The sequence below is a fragment of the Leisingera sp. ANG-Vp genome (assembly GCF_000813725.1).
Taxonomy (GTDB): Bacteria; Pseudomonadota; Alphaproteobacteria; order Rhodobacterales; family Rhodobacteraceae; genus Leisingera.
Genome location: NZ_JWLD01000066.1, coordinates 1 through 18,144 on the forward strand (window position 1 = coordinate 1; position 18,144 = coordinate 18,144).

Consider the following 18,144-nt stretch of genomic DNA (forward strand, 5'->3'; position numbering starts at 1 on the left):
GCCAACCTCTACTGCGACGTGCTGGTGGTGGGCGGCGGCCATGCCGGCCTGACAGCAGCAATCGAAGCCGCCCAAGGCGGCGCCGATGTGATCCTGGCCGAGATGGAGCCCGAGATGGGCGGCGCCCTGACCTATCGGCGCAGCGACGGCGCGTTGCTGCAAGACCTGCTGGATCAGGCAGGCAAGCTCCCCAACCTCCGCCTGATGACCGGAACGACCGTCAACGGCTGGTTCGAGGACAACTGGCTGCCGCTGATCCAGGGCCGCAAACTGTTCAAAACCCGCGCGCAAGAGGTGATCCTGGCCACCGGCTGCATCGAACAGCCCGCCATCTTCCGCAACAACGACCTGCCCGGCGTGATGCTTGGGAGCGCTGCACAGCGCCTGATGCGCCATTATGCGGTGAAACCCGGCAACCGCGCCGCGGTGATGGCCGCCAACCCCGACGGCTACCGCGTAGCACTGGACCTCATCGAGGCCGGTGTCGACATCGCCCTCCTCGCCGACCCGCGCCCCGGCGGCAGCGGCGGGGCACTAGCCGATGGCCTCCGCGCCAAAGGCGTGCGGATTGTGCATGGCCAGTTCGAAGAGGCCCGCGGCAAATCCCATGTCTCCGCTATCAAAGTGGCAGGCGAATGGATCTCCTGCGACCTCGCGGTGCTCTCGGTTGGCTACGCTCCGATGTGGCAGCTGCCTTGCCATGCCGGCGCCAAGCTGGGCTATGACGAGGATACCGCACAGTTCTCGCTGAACCTGCCGGATGCCCCGATTGGCGCGGCTGGCGGCGTCACTGGCCTATTCGGCACTGATGCTGTCACCGCCAGCGCCCAGACCGCTGCCCAAACAGCGCTCGCCCGCCTGGGCAGAGAGTCCCGCGAAATCACCCCGGCCTTGGACGACGAAGCACCGCTCGCCAATTTCGAGCTGCCGATCAATGCCCACCCCAAGGGCAAGGATTTCATCGACCGCGACGAGGACCTGCAGGTCAAGGATCTGCAGAACGCGGTGAAGGAAGGCTACAGCGAGCTGGAGCTGGTCAAGCGTTTCTCCACCGTCGGCATGGGTCCGTCACAAGGCCGCCACTCGGCTTTGGCCACCGCCCGTACCGTCGCCAAAGCCACCAACCGCAAGGTGGCCGAGGTCGGCGTCACCACCGCCCGCCCTCCGTTTGCACCGGAGACCCTGGGTGTGCTCTCGGGCCACCACCATCCGGCCGAGCGCCGCTCTGCCCTGCATCAGGAACACATCCGCCTTGGCGCCGACATGCGCCCCGTCGGTGCCTGGCGCAGGCCCTATTTCTATGGGCCGAAGGCAGACGCCAAACGGCTGATCGAAGAGGAAGTCCATGCCGTCCGCAACGGCGTTGGTGTGCTGGATGTCTCCACTCTCGGCGGCTTGGAGGTGCGCGGCCCGGATGCCGGTGAATTCCTCAACCGCATCTACACAATGGCTTACAAGAAACAGCCCGTGGGCCGCTGCCGCTATTGCCTGATGACCAACGAGATGGGCACGGTGATCGACGACGGCGTTGCCTACCGGCTGGCCGAGGACCTCTATTACGTCACCGCCACTACCGGCGCGGTGGCGCGGGTCTACTCCGACATGCTGTTCTGGAACGCCCAGTGGCGGCTGGATGTGGATGTGCTGAACGTCACCGCCGCCTTCAGCGGCCTCAACATTACCGGCCCCAAAGCCCGCGCTGTGGTGGAGGCTCTGGAGAGTGACATCGACTTCTCGCGCGAGGGTTTTGCCTATCTCGACGGGCGCGAGGGCACTGTGGCGGGCGTCCCGGTCCGCGCCATGCGGATCGGTTTCACCGGCGAACTGAGCTATGAACTGCACTGCCCCTCCACCTACGCCAAAACCCTATGGGATGCGGTACTGGAGGCGGGCAAATCCCACGGCTTGCGCCCCTACGGCCTGGAAGCCAGCCGGATCCTGCGCCTGGAGAAGGGCCATATCCTCATTGGTCAGGACACCGACGCGCTGACCTCGCCGGATGAACTGGGCTTCGACTGGGCGGTTTCCAAGACCAAACCGTTCTTTGTCGGCAAACGCGCCATAGAGATGCGCCGCAACAAGGGGCTGCCGCGCAAGCTGGTGGGGCTGACCTTCGACGGAGCGGATGTGCCGGGTGAAAGCTGCCTGGTGCTGAAGGATGAGGTGCCGGTGGGTCATGTGGCCTCAATCCTTTGGTCGCCGACGCTCAAGACCCATATCGCGCTGGCCTACGTCCATGGAGATGACGCAACCGAAGGCACCCCCATCACGGTGAAATGCCGCAACGGCACCCGGGTGACGACGCCGGTGCGCGGCCATGCCTTCTTTGACCCGGACAACAAACGGCAGGAGCTTTGACCATGCGCCTCTACCCGCTGGACCCGCAAGGCGCCGCCGAGGGCGTGCCCCTGATGACCGGCCCCGTCTTCTTGCGCGACGACAGCCGCACCCCTCGTTTCGGCCTCAAAGGCCGCGGCTCCATCAGCTTCCTGCTGGCGCAGGGCTATGAGGTGCCCGAGGTGAACCGCATTGCAAACGGCGTGCTGCGCCTGGGCCGCGAAGAGGCCGTGGTGCTGAATCACCCGGACGATTTGCGCGCCCGCTGGAATGCCGCCGCAGCGCCAAAAGGCTATTATTCCTGGCGTGAGGAAACTTGGGCGATGATGCACCTGTCAGGTCCGCGTCTCTTTGACCTGATGGCCAAGATCTGCCCGGTGAACCTTGCCGAAGGTGCCTTTGGCCAGGGTGCGATCGCCCAGACCCGCGTCGGCTATGTCGAGGCTATAACTTGGCGCGACGACCGCGGCGCCCCCGGCTTTTCGGTGCTGTTCGACATCGCTGCCACCGCCTTCTTTGCCAATGCCGTGGCCACTGCGGCGGGTGAATTTCAAAGGGAGACCGCATGATGAAATCCCCAGTTGTCATCCTGCACACCGACAATCCCGGCCCGGCGCGCGAGGTGCTGGCCAAAGGCCACCCGGACCTGCAGATCCACACCTGCGATACTTACGAGGGCCTGCCCGCAATGGTCGCGGAAACCGGGGCCGAGGTGGTCTATTCCGTGCGCTTCAACGGCACCCCGAGTTTCCCGCGCCAGGCGCTGCTGGACGCGGAAACGGTCAAATGGGTCTCGGTCGGCGGCTCCGGCACCGATCATATGAACCCCTGGGATCCGGCGGCGCTGACTGTTACCAACTCGGCTGGCGTTGCCGCCGACATGATGGCGCAATACGCGCTGGGGGCGATGTTCCATTTCACCCTCGGCCTGCCTGGCTTCCGTGCCGCGCAAACCCGGCGCGAGTGGCAGTCGGCACAGGTCGAACCCATCGGCGGCAAAACCGTGCTGATCATCGGCCTCGGCAAGACCGGCGAGGCGGTTGCGGCGCGCTCAAAGGCTCTGGGCCTTAATACCATCGGCGTCCGCGCCCGGCCCAAGGACACGCCCAATGTCGATGAGGTGCACGGCATGGACGCCCTGCCCGGCCTCTGGCCCCGCGCGGATTTCATCGTCACCTGCGTGCCGCTCCTGGACAGCACCCGCGGCATCGTGGGGCCGGAAGCCTTTACCGCGATGAAAGAGACCGCAGTGATCATCGACGTCTCCCGCGGCGGAGTAATCGACGAAGGCGCCCTGCTGGCCGCTCTCGACGCAAAACGTATCCGCGGCGCGGCTTTGGATGTCTTCACCGTCGAGCCGCTGCCCGCGGAACACCCGCTCTGGGCCTATGAAAACGTCATCATCACCCCGCATTGCTCCTCGGTCTACCAGGGCTGGGACCTGAAGTCGGTGGAGATGTTCTCGGACAACCTGATGCGCTACCGCCAGGGCGAAGCGCTGAGCAATATCGTCAATCCTGAAAGGGGATACTGAACCAATGGCACGTGAACGGCGCAGCGGCGGACGCCGCGGAAAATCCACCCGTTCCGGCGGCAGCATCGAACAGCTGCCTTGGACCCAGGTGAAAAACACCTACCCGGCGTATGAGCTGCTGAACCCCGAGCAGATGGACCAGCTGCACGCCACCTCGATGCGGATCCTGTCGGAGGCCGGCATCCGGGTGATGGGCGACAATGTCATGGACATTTTCGAGGGCGCGGGCGCCATCGTTGACCGCGACAGCAAGACCATCCGCATGGATGAAAGCCTCGTCATGGAGGCGCTGAAGACAGTGCCGCGCACCTTTACCCTGACCGCACGCAACCGGGCCAAGCAGATCATCATGGGCGGCAATCACGTGAACTTCGGCCTGGTCGCGGGCCCGCCGAACGTGCACGATTGCATCAACGGGCGACGGCAGGGCAACCTCACCGACTATCAGAATTTCATCAAACTGGCGCATCACTTCAACGCCATCCACCTGATCGGCAACCAGGTGACCGCGCCGCTGGAGCTGCCCGCCAACAACCGCCACCTGGACACCTATCTGGCCAACCTGATCTATTCGGACCTGTCGTTCCATTGCACCGCCATCGGCCGTGGACGGGCAGTGGACGGCATCAACATGATGGCAATCACTCGCGGCCAGAAACCCGAAGAGATGAACGGAGATCCGGGCGTGATCACCATCATCTCAGTCAACTCGCCGCGCCTGTTCGACGACACCATGGGCGACGGGCTGATTGCCATGGCAGAGCACGGCCAGCCGGTCTCGGTCACTCCCTTTACGCTGATGGGCGCAATGACCCCGGTCACCCTGCCCGCCGCGCTGGCGCAGCAGAATGCCGAGGCGCTGTTCGGCGTGGTGCTGACCCAGCTGGTCAACCCGGGCACCCCGGTGATGTATGGCTCGTTTACCTCGAATGTGGATATGCGCTCCGGCGCGCCTGCCTTCGGAACACCTGAGAACGCCAAGGCCAATATCGTTGGCGGCCAGCTGGCGCGGCGCTATGGCATTCCCTACCGGACCTCAAACGCCAATGCTTCCAATGCGGTCGACCTGCAGGCCGCTTACGAGACCATGATGGGAAGCTGGGGCGCGGTGCTGGGCGGTGCCAATATCGTCTACCACGCGGCCGGCTGGCTGGAAGGCGGCCTCACGGCGTCTTATGAGAAATTCATCATGGATGTGGAGATCATTCAGAACATGATGGAATTCCTGAAACCGATGAAGTTCGACGAGGACGAACTGGGCTTTGATGCGATCCAGTCGGTGCCTACCGGCGGCCATTTCTTTGGCGCCGAACACACGATGGCGCGCTATGAGACCGCGTTCTACAAACCGATGCTGTCTGACTGGCAGAACTACGAGAACTGGGAGGCGGCCGGCGCCAAGGACGCGCTGCAGCGGGCCACCGGTCTTTGGCAGCAGGCACTGCAGGACTACGAGGAACCCGCGATGGATCCTGCAATCAAGGAAGAACTGGAAGCCTATGTGGCCAAGCGCAAAGAAGAAATCGGCTCGGACGAACCTTGAGCGGACAGGAGCGAGGGGCCAGCCCCTCGCGCTCCCCGGGGTATTTCAGACCAGAAAGAAGCAGAACCCGGCACCCATTCAGGTGCCGGGTTTCTCATTGGAGATGTTACAGCAGATCGAACAGTCGGCCTGGCACATTGCCTTGCCGGGGGAGCCCAAGCGCTCGCATCACCGCAAACATCATCGCCTGATTGGACGTCACCACCGGCTTGCCAAGCGCTGCTTCGATCCGGTCGACCGCCTCAACCGAGCGCATGTCGGTGCAGCTGAGCACAATGGCCTGCGCCTCCGGGTGGTCGGCCTGGCTGGCGAGGTCAAAGACCTCGTCCGGTGTCAGCTCGCCCTGGCCGTAATTGCCCAGCTCGCGGCCAACATCAGCGCATTTCACCGTGGCTATCTGATTTTGCGCCAGGAACTCCACCGCCTGTTCGTTGATCTCGCCCAGATAAGGAGATGAGAAACCCACCTTGGTTGCACCCAGGGCCTTGATCGCCTCAACCAGCGCACCCGCGGCGGTGAAGGACAGCGCGCCGGAGCCTGCCTTGATGTCCTGCGCCAGCTGCTCGTCAAAGCCCGGCCCGTGGGTCAGCGTCGCCGAGGTGCAGCCGTAGAGCACCACGTCGGGGCGCACGCCGGAGATCATCCTGAGGTCCTGGCTGATGTCGGAGGCACCCAGCCCGGCCATTTGGTCGGAGCCGGGGATTTCGTCCACGTCGTAACCGCCCATGCGCTGGAAATGCACCGTCGTGTCCGGGCAGCGCATCAGCATCATGTCCGGTTCCAGGTTGGTGTTGGTGAAGGGCACCAGCACGCCGATTTTGGCGCGGGTGCGGGTCTCGTGGGTCATTTGAGCACTCCTTTCAGCACCTCCAGGGCGCGGTCCATGATCTCCTGGCTGCAGATGGTGGCGCGCAGGCAGTCGGTGAGGCCGTAACCTCCCATGCCGCGCATCAGCAGCTTTTCTGCCCGCAGCGCGTTGTCGGCTGCCTGCGCTTGCTCCGGCGAGGCGAAACGCATCAGCACAAAATTGGTGTGGCCCTGCGGCACCTCCAGACCCAGCGCGCGGCAGCCTCCGGCAAAGCTGTCCCGGATGGCTGCAGTTTTGGCGACCACATCGCGCATATACGCCTGATCCAGCATCGCCGCCGCGGCCATTGCTTGCGACGGGATGGAAATGTTGTTGGGGTTCAGCAGCTTGCGCACCTCACTGGCAATCTCCGGCGGGAAGTACCCCCAGCCGGCCCGGGCGCCCGCGAGGCCATAAGCCTTGGAGAGCGTCCGCATAACCACCGTATCGCCGTGCTCAACAAGCGCGAAGATTTCGGCTGGGCCGTTTTCTGCATCGGCAAACTCGGCATAGGCCTGATCCACCACCAGCAGCACGTCTGCAGAGAGCCCTTCGCGCAGGCGCAGGATCTCGGCGTTGGGGATCAGTGTGCCAGTGGGGTTGCCGGGGTTGCAGACAAAGACGATGCGGGTCTGCGGCGTGACGGCGGCGAGGATATCATCCACCGACACCGTCAGTTCGCGCTCGCGCGCCTTGACATAGTCCGCCTGGACCTGGGCCGAAGCAGAGGACACGAAGGCATAGCCATAGTCCGTGCCCAACACCCGGTCGCCCGGGCCGGCAAAGGCGCGGATCAGGCAGCCGATCAGCTCCATGGAACCGGCGCCGCACAGGATCTTGGCCGGATCCAGGCCGTGCACCTCAGCCACCGCGGCGCGCAAGTCAGGCCACTCCGGGTCGGGGTAAAGCGGCATCTGCTCCAGCACCGCCTTGCCCGCCGCAATTGCGGCAGGGCTGGCGGCAAAGGCGCTTTCATTTTGGGCGAGGGAAATGACCCCCTCGCCGCCCAAGTCTGCCAGCGCATAAGGCGCCATGGCGGCAACATGCGGAACTGCGCGGATCATTTGGCACCTCCATAGGCGCCTGCGCCCTCTTCCGTCACCAACCCGCGCTTCAGGTCCAGCGCCAAGGCCTCCGGGTCGCGTTCGGACGGGTCGCCAAAGCCGCCGCCGCCGGGGGTTTCAAAGATCAGGTAGTCGCCCGCCTCCACCCGCAGCTCACCCTTGCCAGGGATGTCCTGCTCGCCGTCGCGGAAGCGGATGCGGCCCGGGGCGCCGGGTTGGCCGCCCATACGGCCAAGCGCCGGGAACTTCAGGCGTTCAACTGACAGGAACACGATGAAAGGCGCGTCGTTGGAGGCGGTCATCTCAATCCGCTGGCCTAGGCCGCCGCGGTATTTGCCTGCGCCGCCGGAGTCGGGCCTCAGCTCGCGCCGCCACATCACCACTGGGGCAACGGCCTCGGTGATCTCCACCTGACTGCCGTAAACGCCCGAGGGATAGGCCGTCGCCGACAGCCCGTCCGCATGGGGCCGCGCGCCGGTACCGCCGTTGTGGACCGGCTCGATGGCGAACTCGCGGCCGCCGTCACGGGCCACCTCGGGCGCGTGGCGCATGGGCAGGTCGAACATGCAGCTGGCGCCCTCGGCCGGCACCTGGTCCGGCAGCGCCTGATGCAGGCAACCCAGCACCAGATCCGGCGTCACCTGCCCCAGCGTGTGGCGCATCGCCACCGGCACCGGACGCTGCGCGTTCAGGATGCAGCCCTTGGGGCCGTCCACAGTGAACAGCTCCAGCGAGCCGGCATTGTTGGGAATATCCGGACCCACAATGCAGCGCAGCGCAAACACAGTGTAAGCAGTCGCATAATTCAAAGGCACGTTGATGCCTTTCTTGGAACAGCCCGAAGTGCCGGTGAAATCCACATGCATGCCGTCCTTGGAGACGGTCAGCGTGGCATGCAGCTCCAGCTCATTCTCATAGCCGTCCATTTTCAGGACGTTCTTATAGACACCCTCGGGCACCTCGGCGATGGCCTCCAGCGTTCCGCGGCGGGAGGTCTCGATGATGTAGGACCCCAGCGCATCCAGATCGTCGATGCGGAACTCCTCCATCATGTCGACCAGCCGCGTCACCCCGGCCTCGCAGCAGGCGATCAGCGCATAGATGTCGCCCTCATTGGCAATCGGCTCGCGGGAGTTGGCGCGAATGATGTCCATCAAGAGCGCATTGGGTTCGCCTTCCTCGACCAGCTTGCAAGGCGGGATCAGCAGGCCCTCGTCATAGATGTCAGAGCCTTCCGGCCCCATGCCAAGGCCGCCCAGATCCACCAGATGCGAGGTGCAGGAGGTGAAGCCGACCACCTTGCCGTCCTTGAACGCGGGCATCATCAAGAGGAAGTCGTTCAGATGCCCTGAGGCCAGCCAGGGATCGTTGGTCATATAGATATCGCCGGGCTTCATGTTCTGCACCGGGAAGCGCTCGCGCAGGTGCATCACGGCTTCAGCCATAGTGTTGATGTGGCCGGGCGTGCCGGTGACGGCCTGGGCCAGCATCCGGCCCTGCACGTCGAAAATACCGGCGGAGATGTCGCCGCATTCGCGCACGATGGGGCTAAACGCGGCGCGGATCAGGGTCTGGCCCTGCTCCTCGACCACCGCCAGCAGGCGGTTCCACATGACTTGAAGGCGGGCGGGGGAAAGATCGGCAGCCATTATGCGCCTCCTTTCTGGTCGTCTTTCTGATCCTGGATCAGGACGAGGTTACCAATTGCATCCACATGGGCGGAGAAATCCGCAGAGACCAGCGTGGTGGTTTGCGGCTCAGTAATCAGCGCCGGGCCGCAAACGCGGTCGCCGGGCTTCAGACTGTCGCGCGGCACAAACGCCGCCTGCTTTGTTGTGCCGTCCACATCGCAGGTAATCGGGCGGAAGGCCTCGGCCCAGATGTTCTTCAGCTCCGGTGTCTCCGGCACCGCAGTGACCGCGGCATCCGGCGTTGCCACCCGCACGGCCCAGTTCAGGATCTCGATCTTCATGCCCGGCACGGGGCGCGAGAACTGCTTGGCATATTCTGTTTCAAAGGCTGCAGTCAGCGGACCGAGATCTTCAGCCGTCAAATCGCGGTCCGGCAGGGTGATCTCAATCTCATGCCCCTGCCCGTTGTAGCGCATGAATGCGGTGCGCTGGACCTCGGTCGGAGCATCGCCCGCGCCCTGCGCCACCACCGATTTCGCCTCATCGATCATCTGGGCGAACAAGCCGTTGATGCTGCCCATGTCCATGGTTTCCAACATGGAATAGCGCGAGCGCACGATCTCGAACGACACCGGCGCAAACAGGAAGCCCACGGCCGAGCCCACGCCCGGGTTCGGCGGGATCACGATACGGGACACGCCTGCAGAACGCGCCACCCGGCTTGCGTGCAGCGGGCCGTTGCCGCCGAAAGCAATCATGGTGCGCGGGCCCAGATCCTTGCCGGATTCCACTGCGTGCATCCGGCCGGCGCTGGCCATGCTTTCGTCGACGATGCGGCTGACACCATCAGCGGAGCCAACGCCGTCCAGCTCCAGCCGGGAGCCGATCACCCGGGCCAGCGCCTCCTTGGAAGCCTCCGGGTCGATCTGGATATGCCCCTCGGCAAAGGTGTCGGGCACGATGTAACCCAGCGTGATGTCGCTATCGGTCACGGTCGGCTCGGTGCCGCCGCGGCCGAATGCCACCGGCCCAGGCTCGGAACCGGCCGATTTCGGCCCCACGGTCAAACGTCCCAGCCGGTCCACTCCGGCGATGGAGCCGCCGCCAGCCCCGATTTCGATCATCTCGATCACCGGGATTCGCACCGGCATTCCCGAGCCCTTGATAAACCGCGCCGCGCGGGCGATTTCGAACTGGCGCGAGGTCTGCGGGCGGGCGTTGTCGATCAGGCATAGCTTGGCGGTGGTGCCGCCAACGTCAAAGGACAGCACCTCATCCAGGCCTGCGCGGGCCGCAATGCGGGCGGCCAGGATGGCGCCGCCGGCGGGGCCGGATTCCACCAGGCGGATCGGGAAGCGTGCTGCGGTCTGGATGGTGCACATGCCGCCGCCGGCAGTCATCATCAGGATCGGGCAAGTGACGCCTTCCGCCGCAAAGCGTTCGGCAAAGCGGGCCAGATAGGTCTCCATCAGCGGCTGGATATAGGCGTTGGCCACGGTGGTGCAAAGCCGGTCGAACTCCCGCGCCTCGGGGCTGACCTCGGATGAGATCGAAACAGTCAGGCCGGGACGCCGCTCTGCCAGAATATCGCGCAGCCAGCGTTCGTGATCGAGGTTTGCATAGGAGTGCATCAGGCAGATCGCGACCGCATCGGCGCCGCTTGCATCCAGCTCTTCAATCAGCGCCTCAACCGCGCTGTCCTCCATGCCGATCAGCACCTCGCCCTCGGCCGACATGCGTTCGCGGATGGTCAGCGAGCGCTCGCGCGGCACCAAAAGGTCCGGCTTTTCCAGGTTGATGTCATACTGCGAATAGCGCCGCTCATAAGCAATCTCGAGGATATCGCGGAAGCCCTCGGTTGTGACCGTCGCCACCGTGGCGCCGCGCCGCTCGATCAGCGCGTTGGTGGCCAGGGTGGTGCCGTGGATAAAGCCGGTCACTTCGCCCAGGGACCGCCCGGATTGCGCCATCACCCGCGCCGCGCCTTCCATCGCGCCGTCTGCCGGGTTCTGATGCGTTGTCAGGGTCTTAGTCGAGGCCAGAATAGTGTCTTCACCCGCTACCAGAACGGTATCGGTAAAGGTGCCGCCAATATCAATGGCAAGGCGCAGCGCAGTTGATGCTGTCATCTATCATTCCAAAAGCTGTCGTTGAGTGTCCGCCGGAAAGCCCGTCAACGGGCGGCGGAGTCAGACAGTAACCAGGTTGCACCCTGTGGCGCGGCGGTCCATGCGTTTGGGAATGAATGCGTGTTTCATGGCTGTATCCTGCGGCGCTGCCGCCCAAGCAGCTTTGCGGATAGCGACATGAATATTGCCTGATAACGGCATGGATGCGGTGTCCTGCGACTCCGCCCAGTGTCCCGGCCAGGCAGCAAGCCTGGCCGGAAGTTCTTGTTTTCTTAACCGAAATGCAGGGTTTTGACTTCCTGGTAGTCCTCCAGTCCCAGCATGCCGCCCTCGCGGCCGTTGCCGGACTGCTTGTAGCCGCCAAAGGGCGAGCCGTAGTTGAAGCCGCCGCCATTGATATGCACGGCGCCTGCGCGCAGGCGGGCGGCCACCCGCTCGGCCCGCTCCGGGTCACCGGTCTGCAGATAGGCCGCCAGGCCATAGGGCGTATCGTTGGCAATGCGGATGGCGTCTTCCTCATCCTCGAACGGGATGATCACCAGCACTGGGCCAAAGATCTCCTGCTGGGCAATCGCCATCTCATTCGTCACATCGGCAAAGACGGTCGGGCGCACATACCAGCCCTTGTCCAGCCCCTCAGGCCGGCCAAGACCGCCAGCCAGAACCGTGGCGCCTTCGTCGATGCCCTTCTGGATCATCGTCTGCACCCGGTCGAACTGGATACGGTCAAACATCGGCCCGATGTGATCGCCTTCCTGGGATGGGTCGCCCACGGCCTGGCCTTCAGCCGCAGCCTTGGCAATCTCCAGCACCTGGTCGTAGCAGCTTCGCTCCACCAGCATCCGGGTCGGCGCGTCGCAGCTTTGGCCGGTGTTGTACATGCACTCCAGCACCGAATTGGTGACCTTTTCCTGCAGGTCCGCGTCAGCAAACACCAGGTTCGGAGACTTGCCGCCCAGTTCCAGCGTCACCCGCTTCACGGTGTCGGCTGAGTCCTTGGCCACTGCCACCCCGGCCCGGGTCGATCCGGTGAAGGACATCATGTCGATATCAGGGTGCCGCGACAGCCCCGCGCCAACCGTCGGCCCGTCGCCGTGGATCAAGTTGAACACACCCGCCGGGTAGCCCGCGTCATGGATCATCTGCGCATAGACAGCGGCTGACATCGGCGTGTGCTCAGACGGCTTCAGCACGCAGGTTGAACCGGTTGCCAGTGCTGGCAGCACTTTCAAGGCAATCTGGTTCACCGGCCAATTCCAAGGGGTAATCAGCCCGCAGACCCCAATCGGCTCGCGCACCAGAACATCCCCATTGGAAAGCGTCTCACGCAATTCCTGCGTTTTCAGCGCCTCCAGAATCCCTTCCAGATGCCCAATGCCCGAATCGGCCTGGGCATCACGCGCCATGGAAATCGGCGCGCCCATCTCGGAGCTCATCGCCTGTGCCAATTCTTCCCGGCGCGCGTTGCTGATCTCCAGCAGCTTTTCCAAGAGGGCAATCCGCTCGTCGCGGCTGGTGCGCGAGAAACTTTCGAACGCGTGCTTGGCTGCTGCCACCGCGTTATTCACATCCACTTCATCGCCCAGGATGATCGTGCCGGTCCGCTCTTCCGTTGCCGGGTTCAGCACCGGGAATTCGCGGCTGGAATGCGGTGTCACCCAGGCACCGCCGATATAGAATTTTTGCAGGTCCATCAGGTTGTTCTCACTTTGTAGCGTGATTGCATTGTCAGGTGTTCAGAGAGGCGGAACCGGCCGCAGCAGCTGTGCCTGGCCGACCGTTTGGGAAACAGTGGACGGAGGCCCTGCCCCCGTCAAGCATGTGCGCGGCCTGCCGGCACCCTCCCCGTGCCCTCCGTGCTGCGCGCTGACACAGGAGCATGACCGGCTTCCCGCCGCCCCGATGCAGCAAAAACGGCAATTCGACGGCATTTTGCGAAGCTTGCAGGCTGTGGGTTCAGCGCATCACTGGGCTGTAAAGACTCCCTTAACAGCAGGAAGTTGTTCGCGGCCTCTCCAGGCGCTGACTATGCTTTTCCAAAAGCCCGCAACAAGACCGGGCGCCTAGAGGCAAGTCATGAGCAGATCCAATTGGACAGCCCGTTCCGCGCTGCTGGCCGGAACTATCCTGTGCAGCTGCACAGTCGTCGGCCTGGATTACCAGCGTCCGGACTTCGCGGTGCCGCCCGCCTATTACCAGTCGCGTACCTATGCCACGGTGCAAGGGGCAACCGAGACCTGGTGGCAAGGGCTGAACGATGCCACTCTGAACCAGCTGGTGGCAGCCGGGCTGGCCCAGAACCTGAACATCAAAGCCGCCCGCCAGCGGCTGGTTGCTGCCGAAGCCCTGCGCCGTGGATCAGGCCGCGCAGAACAACTCAGCGGCAATCTTGAAGGCAGCTCAATCTTTTCGCGCCGCGAATCGCAGAACGGCTCCACCAGCACAGATACCGCCGAAATCGGCGCCACCTATGTCTTTGATCTGTTCGGTGAATTCCAGCGCCGCTCGGAACGAGCAGTTGCGGACCGCGACGCCCAGTTCTATCAGATGGCAACTACACGGCTGGCCATCATCGACGCCATTACCCGCACCTATATCCAAGCCCGCTTTTTCCAGCGCGGCGCCGCCGTCACCCGCAAGACAATCCGGCTGCGCGAACAGATCCTGGGAACTGTGGAAGAGCTGAAGGAAGCACGCGCCGTACTGGCGCTGGACGTTGAGCGCACCAAGCTGCAGGTGGCCAGCGCCAAGGCCGACCTGCCTGGCTTCATCGCGAATTACGAGTCTTCAGTCTTTGCCCTGGCGACGCTGCTGGACCGTGACGCAGCCGAGGTGTTTGCGATGATGCGGGGCCGCTATGGCCAGCCCTACCCGGCGACCCAGCCGGAGCTGGGCGTGCCCGCCACCCTGCTGCGCAACCGCCCGGACATCCTTCTGGCCGAAGCCCAGCTGCGCAGCGCCACCGCAGACATTGGTGTGACCGAGGCCGAGCTCTACCCGTCGCTGTCGATCGAGGGTACGGTTCAGGCCACCCGAGGCGTCAACGATCTTTATCAGATCGGCCCGACACTGACCCTGCCGCTGTTCAACCGCAAGGTGCTACGCGCTTTCCACGAGAGCGCCATCGCTGAAGCCAAGGCCACCGAATACGACTACCGCGCTGCCGTGCGCAACGCGGTGGAGGAGGTGCAATCGCAGCAAAGCGCCCTGAGAGCCGCCCGCCAGCGCACCGCCGCCCAGGTTCGCGCCGTCAACCTCGGCACCCGGGTCGCCGATCTGGCGCGGGAGACGTTCAAGGCCAACGAGATCACCTTGTTCGACCTGCTGAATACGGAGGAAGCGCTGCGCGACAACGAGCTGAACCTGATCACCGCCCGCCGCGACCTGGCGCTGGCCTGGGCCAATCTGCAGATTTCCCTGGGCAAAGGCTGGGCGCCGGATCAAAGTCCGTCCAGCGCCGCGGCTGCTGCGGCGGCGGAGTGAAGGAAAGCCGTTTTCTAAGAGAAAAACGGCCATGAAAATCGATTGTTAATAGCTGAGATCCGTGCCGGATTTCAGACTCCGGCCAGCCTCAGGCCTTCTGCTCTTCCTGCATCCGTTCGACCATCTGCCGCGCGCGCTTGCACTGCAGCTTGTCGCGCAGCGGGCTGTCGGGGTCAATGTCCTTGGAGCAGACCACGCATTTGTCGGCACCAGAGATCGCATTCAGACCGCCGCAGCTGCCTTTGATCTTCTTACCCATCAGAATGACACCCAGCGACATGCCCAGGGTCACGATCAGCAGCACAAAGAAGGCCAGGAGAAAGGTGCTCATTTGTCGTCCCTCGCAAAAAGGCTTGGCGGCTCAGTTTCCGGTCAGCGCCTCAAAGGCAGCGCTTTGCGACGTCATATAGGCATTCCCGCCGGCTTGCACGTCCCGATCGATGAAAAACACGGCAAGTTTATGCTGCTCGGCCAGCTTCAGCCCGTCTGCGCTGCCCAGAACCAGCATCGCTGTGGCCCAAGCATCCGCCAGCATGGCGTTCTCTGCAATCACCGTGACCGAAGTTGTACTGTGCGTCACCGGGCGCCCGGACACCGGGTCCAGGATGTGGGAATAGCGCACGCCCTTGTGTTCAAAGTAATTACGGTAGTCGCCCGAAGTCGCCAATCCGTAGTTGCTCACCGGTACGATCAGTTGCACGGTCTGCGCCGCAGCATCCGGTTTCTCGATACCGATCTGCCAGGCTTCGCCCTTGGCGTTCTCCCCTTTGGTCACCAGATCACCGCCGATCTCGACCATGTAGTTTTCCACCCCGAAGCTTTCGAGTGTCCCGGCAACCGCATCAACACCGTAGCCTTTGGCGATGGCAGACAGATTGATGCCGGTCTCCGGCGCCGACTTCTTCAAAGTTCCGGCCGAAACATCCAGGGTCAGAAGCCGCGCCTGGCCGACCCCTTCCAGTGCCTTGGCAATCTCTGCATCCGCAGGCACAGGGTCTTCAGGCTTGCGCGGGCCAAAGCCCCACAGCTCGATAAGCGGGCCAAGGGTCACATCGAACCTGCCGCCGGTCTTTTCGTGCACGCTGTCTGCCGTGGCCAGAACATGGGCAAACTCCGGCGACACCCGTACCGGCGCCGTGCTGCGCGCGGCCGAGAATGTTGAAACCTCGGAGGCCGGATCCCAGTTCGACATCTTGGCATTGACCGCGGCCAGGGTTGCCTCCACCTCGGCGGCCAGTGTTTCCTGGTTCAGATCCTCGCCTATGGCGATCACGTTGTATGTGGTCCCCATCGTCTGCCCTGACAGCCGCACCTCTTCCGGCTGATTGCCGAACCAGCAGCCCGCAAGCAGCATCACAGGCAGGATCAGAACAAGCAGCAAGCGTTTGGACATCGGGCAACCTCCGGCGGAACAACTTGCGTTGCTATGCCCCCGCCCCGCCGCAGAGTCAAATCCGCCTCAGAACTTCAACGGCACAAAGGCCAGCGCCAGCAGCCCAAGCGCCGCCGGCACCCCGAACAGCCAGGAGCGGAACCGGGCATTGGGCGGCTGGGTTTTCCAGTTCTGCCGGTAGAGGTGGCCGCAGACCACCACCAGGAACACGGTCAGCGCGCCGGTGACGGGGGTCAGGTAGAGGGTCTCGAACATGTTGTTTTCCCGCCTATGTTAGCGCTCGCGTCATTTCGCCCCTTCCCGGATCGTATTCCCGCGTTAAGATGAACCTGTCACCTGGTTCAGGATAGGAGGAGACCCGTACATGGCACCGACCTCATACCAAGCTCCAATGCGGGGCGACAAGGAGGACAAGCACACTTACAGCCAGTCCGCCGATTCAAACCTGTCGCACGCGCAGACCACAGTAGCCAAGCTGCTGGAGGGCAAGGGGGACGCCATCTTTGCGGTACGGCCCAATGATACCATCGGCCACGTTGTGGGTGTTTTGAAGGAGAAGCACATCGGCGCCCTGGTGGTGACGGATCAGAACGGCGACCTGCAGGGCATCCTGTCGGAACGCGACATCGTGCGCCGGATGGCAGAAACGCCCGGCCAGACCCTGCCGCAGGAAGTCAGCGCCTTGATGACCACCAATGTGAAGACCTGCACGCCGGAGGATTACCTGCATGACGTGCTGAAAGTGATGAGCGAAGGCCGGTTCCGCCACATGCCGGTGATCAAGGACGGCAAATTGGCGGGCATGATCACCGTCGGTGACGTGGTCAATTTCCGCCTTAAGGAACTGGAGTACGAGACCCTGCGCATGAAGCAGATGATCGTCGGCTAGGAATTTGGCGGCGGCGGGTCAAGGAAATGGCCCACCGCCTGTCTCCTGCAGAATCTCCAGAAACTCGGGCAGGCCTTCCGCCCCCGCCAATGCTTCCATGTTGCGCGTGATAGCCGGTCCGTAGATCTCCCACATCTTCAACCGCAGCGCCGCGCCATCGGGCGTGATGTGAAGCACCTTGCCGCGCCGGTCCAGGCTGCAGACTGTTTCCCGGATCAGCCCTTGCTTTGCCATCTGGGCCAGGATCCGCGACAGGTTAGACTGCTCGAACAGCAGGTTCTTCGTCAGTTCAAAGGCACGCACTCCGCCCTCGCCCGTCATTTCGATTCCCCACAATACGTCATACCAGCGCAAGCTGGGCAGTCCGGCTTCACGCAATTCAGTTTCCATCTCACGGTGGGTCTGCCGGTAGGCTCGGTTCAGAAGAACCCAGATTTTGGTTTCACGTCTGCTCGGTGTCATGTGCGTTCACATATGAGTGAGTGTGCGGGCTTGCCGAAGAGTTTCCGGTGGATACACGAAAATACATGCCATAGCATCTATCTCGGGTTCAATACGTTACACGATCCCCAAACTTCACATTTGCACCAAGACTGAAATCAGACAGGGATACCGTCATGATGATCAAGATTGCTTCGCTCGCAACTGCAGCCCTGCTTGCAGCGCCCGCCGCCTTTGCAACCACTTACAAAACCGACCAAGGCCATACAGAAGTCCAGTTCAGCTGGAGTCACGCCGGCGTCTCAGTCCAGAGCGGCGAATTCACCGAAGCTTCGGGCACCCTGGACATCGATCCGGAAAACCCCGAAGCGGCCTCGCTGAATGTGACCATCAACGCAAAAAGCCTGGCCACCGGCTTTGGGCCGCTGGACGACCACCTTTCCAGCGCTGACTTCCTGGAAGTGGAAACCTACCCGGAAATCACCTTTGTCAGCACCGGGATTGAAAAGACCGGCGACAAGAGTGCCAAGGTAACCGGCGACCTGACCATTCACGGAACCACGCAGTCGGTTGTGCTGGACACCACCATGACCCATTTCGGCCCGCATCCGCTGGGCGGCGTGATCGAATACTACCAGGGCGACTGGGCGGCATTCGAGGCCTCTACCACCATCGACCATCAGGCGTTTGGCGTTGGCGGCTTCTCCACCGGCCCGATCACCATCCGTATCAGCACCGAGATGAAGGCGGAATAACCGCTGCAAAAGCCGGGCGCGGAGGGGCAGAGATGACAACCCCCTCCCCCGGCTCCATCATCGAAAAACGCAAAAGCCCCGGATGTTTCCATCCGGGG

16 protein-coding genes are annotated in these 18,144 nt (G+C 63.3%); 7 read left to right on the forward strand and 9 right to left on the reverse strand.

Translation table 11 applies throughout. The features are described 5' to 3' along the window. The 4 genes from RA20_RS19345 to RA20_RS19360 form a co-directional block, all read left to right on the forward strand. Window positions 1-2,358 (forward strand): glycine cleavage T C-terminal barrel domain-containing protein (locus RA20_RS19345; RefSeq protein WP_039132547.1); only part of this gene is annotated, 2,358 nt, incomplete at its 5' end. Between the two features lie 2 nt (window positions 2,359-2,360). After that, a complete protein-coding gene (locus tag RA20_RS19350; RefSeq protein WP_039132549.1) occupies window positions 2,361-2,906 on the forward strand; it encodes a hypothetical protein in 546 nt (181 codons plus the stop codon). After that, window positions 2,903-3,871, forward strand: a complete 969-nt coding sequence (locus tag RA20_RS19355; RefSeq protein WP_039132551.1) for a D-2-hydroxyacid dehydrogenase — start codon at window positions 2,903-2,905, stop codon at window positions 3,869-3,871. Before RA20_RS19350 ends, RA20_RS19355 begins: the two co-directional genes overlap by 4 nt. Before the next feature lie 4 nt (window positions 3,872-3,875). Further along, on the forward strand, window positions 3,876-5,414 hold the full coding sequence (locus tag RA20_RS19360) for a trimethylamine methyltransferase family protein (RefSeq protein WP_039132553.1): 1,539 nt from the start codon (window positions 3,876-3,878) through the stop codon (window positions 5,412-5,414). A 106-nt stretch (window positions 5,415-5,520) separates the two neighbouring features. On the opposite strand, the gene RA20_RS19365 is transcribed toward RA20_RS19360, so the two are convergent. The 5 genes from RA20_RS19365 to RA20_RS19385 form a co-directional block, all read right to left on the reverse strand. Further along, a complete protein-coding gene (locus RA20_RS19365; RefSeq protein ID WP_052249090.1) occupies window positions 5,521-6,261 on the reverse strand; it encodes a maleate cis-trans isomerase family protein in 741 nt (246 codons plus the stop codon). Further along, window positions 6,258-7,325 (reverse strand): pyridoxal phosphate-dependent aminotransferase, encoded by a 1,068-nt coding sequence (locus RA20_RS19370; RefSeq protein WP_039132555.1) that lies wholly within the window; start codon window positions 7,323-7,325, stop codon window positions 6,258-6,260. The genes RA20_RS19365 and RA20_RS19370 overlap by 4 nt, the downstream gene beginning before the upstream one ends. Continuing rightward, window positions 7,322-8,974 carry a hydantoinase B/oxoprolinase family protein gene (locus RA20_RS19375; protein ID WP_039132557.1) on the reverse strand — a complete coding sequence of 551 codons (1,653 nt, stop codon included), beginning with the start codon at window positions 8,972-8,974 and terminating at the stop codon, window positions 7,322-7,324. Before RA20_RS19375 ends, RA20_RS19370 begins: the two co-directional genes overlap by 4 nt. Further along, entirely contained in the window at window positions 8,974-11,085 is a 2,112-nt protein-coding gene (locus tag RA20_RS19380; RefSeq protein ID WP_039132559.1) for a hydantoinase/oxoprolinase family protein, read from the reverse strand. Before RA20_RS19380 ends, RA20_RS19375 begins: the two co-directional genes overlap by 1 nt. 272 nt (window positions 11,086-11,357) lie before the next feature. Next, window positions 11,358-12,779, reverse strand: coding sequence for an aldehyde dehydrogenase family protein (locus RA20_RS19385; protein WP_039132562.1), 1,422 nt, complete (start codon window positions 12,777-12,779; stop codon window positions 11,358-11,360). 382 nt (window positions 12,780-13,161) lie between these two features. On the opposite strand from RA20_RS19385, the gene RA20_RS19390 reads away from it, so the two are divergent. After that, on the forward strand, window positions 13,162-14,568 hold the full coding sequence (locus RA20_RS19390; protein ID WP_039132564.1) for an efflux transporter outer membrane subunit: 1,407 nt from the start codon (window positions 13,162-13,164) through the stop codon (window positions 14,566-14,568). A gap of 88 nt (window positions 14,569-14,656) precedes the next feature. Here the strand turns inward: RA20_RS19390 and nqrM are convergent, their stop codons facing one another. The 3 genes from nqrM to RA20_RS19405 form a co-directional block, all read right to left on the reverse strand. Continuing rightward, complete coding sequence (nqrM, locus tag RA20_RS19395; RefSeq protein ID WP_039132566.1) at window positions 14,657-14,899, reverse strand: (Na+)-NQR maturation NqrM; 243 nt, start codon at window positions 14,897-14,899, stop codon at window positions 14,657-14,659. A 30-nt stretch (window positions 14,900-14,929) separates the two neighbouring features. Further along, a complete protein-coding gene (locus tag RA20_RS19400; protein WP_039132568.1) occupies window positions 14,930-15,961 on the reverse strand; it encodes an FAD:protein FMN transferase in 1,032 nt (343 codons plus the stop codon). 66 nt (window positions 15,962-16,027) lie between these two features. Beyond that, window positions 16,028-16,216 carry a hypothetical protein gene (locus RA20_RS19405; RefSeq protein ID WP_039132571.1) on the reverse strand — a complete coding sequence of 63 codons (189 nt, stop codon included), beginning with the start codon at window positions 16,214-16,216 and terminating at the stop codon, window positions 16,028-16,030. A 109-nt stretch (window positions 16,217-16,325) separates the two neighbouring features. On the opposite strand from RA20_RS19405, the gene RA20_RS19410 reads away from it, so the two are divergent. After that, window positions 16,326-16,850, forward strand: coding sequence for a CBS domain-containing protein (locus RA20_RS19410; protein ID WP_039132573.1), 525 nt, complete (start codon window positions 16,326-16,328; stop codon window positions 16,848-16,850). 18 nt (window positions 16,851-16,868) lie between these two features. Here RA20_RS19410 and RA20_RS19415 read toward each other — a convergent pair whose 3' ends face one another. Further along, window positions 16,869-17,312: a MarR family winged helix-turn-helix transcriptional regulator gene (locus RA20_RS19415; RefSeq protein ID WP_082018069.1), complete on the reverse strand. Its 444-nt coding sequence runs from the start codon at window positions 17,310-17,312 to the stop codon at window positions 16,869-16,871. Between the two features lie 155 nt (window positions 17,313-17,467). On the opposite strand from RA20_RS19415, the gene RA20_RS19420 reads away from it, so the two are divergent. Beyond that, complete coding sequence (locus RA20_RS19420) at window positions 17,468-18,046, forward strand: YceI family protein (RefSeq protein WP_039132575.1); 579 nt, start codon at window positions 17,468-17,470, stop codon at window positions 18,044-18,046. Window positions 18,047-18,144 lie beyond the last annotated feature (98 nt).

Excerpts from the sequence above, each read along its gene's own strand:
- RA20_RS19405 (WP_039132571.1), bottom strand. The coding sequence starts at position 16,216 with ATGTTCGAGACCCTCTACCTGACCCCCGTCACCGGCGCGCTGACCGTG.
- RA20_RS19375 (WP_039132557.1), bottom strand. The coding sequence starts at position 8,974 with ATGGCTGCCGATCTTTCCCCCGCCCGCCTTCAAGTCATGTGGAACCGC.
- RA20_RS19400 (WP_039132568.1), bottom strand. The coding sequence starts at position 15,961 with ATGTCCAAACGCTTGCTGCTTGTTCTGATCCTGCCTGTGATGCTGCTT.
- RA20_RS19410 (WP_039132573.1), top strand. The coding sequence starts at position 16,326 with ATGGCACCGACCTCATACCAAGCTCCAATGCGGGGCGACAAGGAGGAC.
- RA20_RS19415 (WP_082018069.1), bottom strand. The coding sequence starts at position 17,312 with ATGACACCGAGCAGACGTGAAACCAAAATCTGGGTTCTTCTGAACCGA.
- nqrM (WP_039132566.1), bottom strand. The coding sequence starts at position 14,899 with ATGAGCACCTTTCTCCTGGCCTTCTTTGTGCTGCTGATCGTGACCCTG.
- RA20_RS19370 (WP_039132555.1), bottom strand. The coding sequence starts at position 7,325 with ATGATCCGCGCAGTTCCGCATGTTGCCGCCATGGCGCCTTATGCGCTG.
- RA20_RS19355 (WP_039132551.1), top strand. The coding sequence starts at position 2,903 with ATGATGAAATCCCCAGTTGTCATCCTGCACACCGACAATCCCGGCCCG.
- RA20_RS19350 (WP_039132549.1), top strand. The coding sequence starts at position 2,361 with ATGCGCCTCTACCCGCTGGACCCGCAAGGCGCCGCCGAGGGCGTGCCC.
- RA20_RS19420 (WP_039132575.1), top strand. The coding sequence starts at position 17,468 with ATGATGATCAAGATTGCTTCGCTCGCAACTGCAGCCCTGCTTGCAGCG.
- RA20_RS19385 (WP_039132562.1), bottom strand. The coding sequence starts at position 12,779 with ATGGACCTGCAAAAATTCTATATCGGCGGTGCCTGGGTGACACCGCAT.
- RA20_RS19380 (WP_039132559.1), bottom strand. The coding sequence starts at position 11,085 with ATGACAGCATCAACTGCGCTGCGCCTTGCCATTGATATTGGCGGCACC.
- RA20_RS19360 (WP_039132553.1), top strand. The coding sequence starts at position 3,876 with ATGGCACGTGAACGGCGCAGCGGCGGACGCCGCGGAAAATCCACCCGT.
- RA20_RS19390 (WP_039132564.1), top strand. The coding sequence starts at position 13,162 with ATGAGCAGATCCAATTGGACAGCCCGTTCCGCGCTGCTGGCCGGAACT.
- RA20_RS19365 (WP_052249090.1), bottom strand. The coding sequence starts at position 6,261 with ATGACCCACGAGACCCGCACCCGCGCCAAAATCGGCGTGCTGGTGCCC.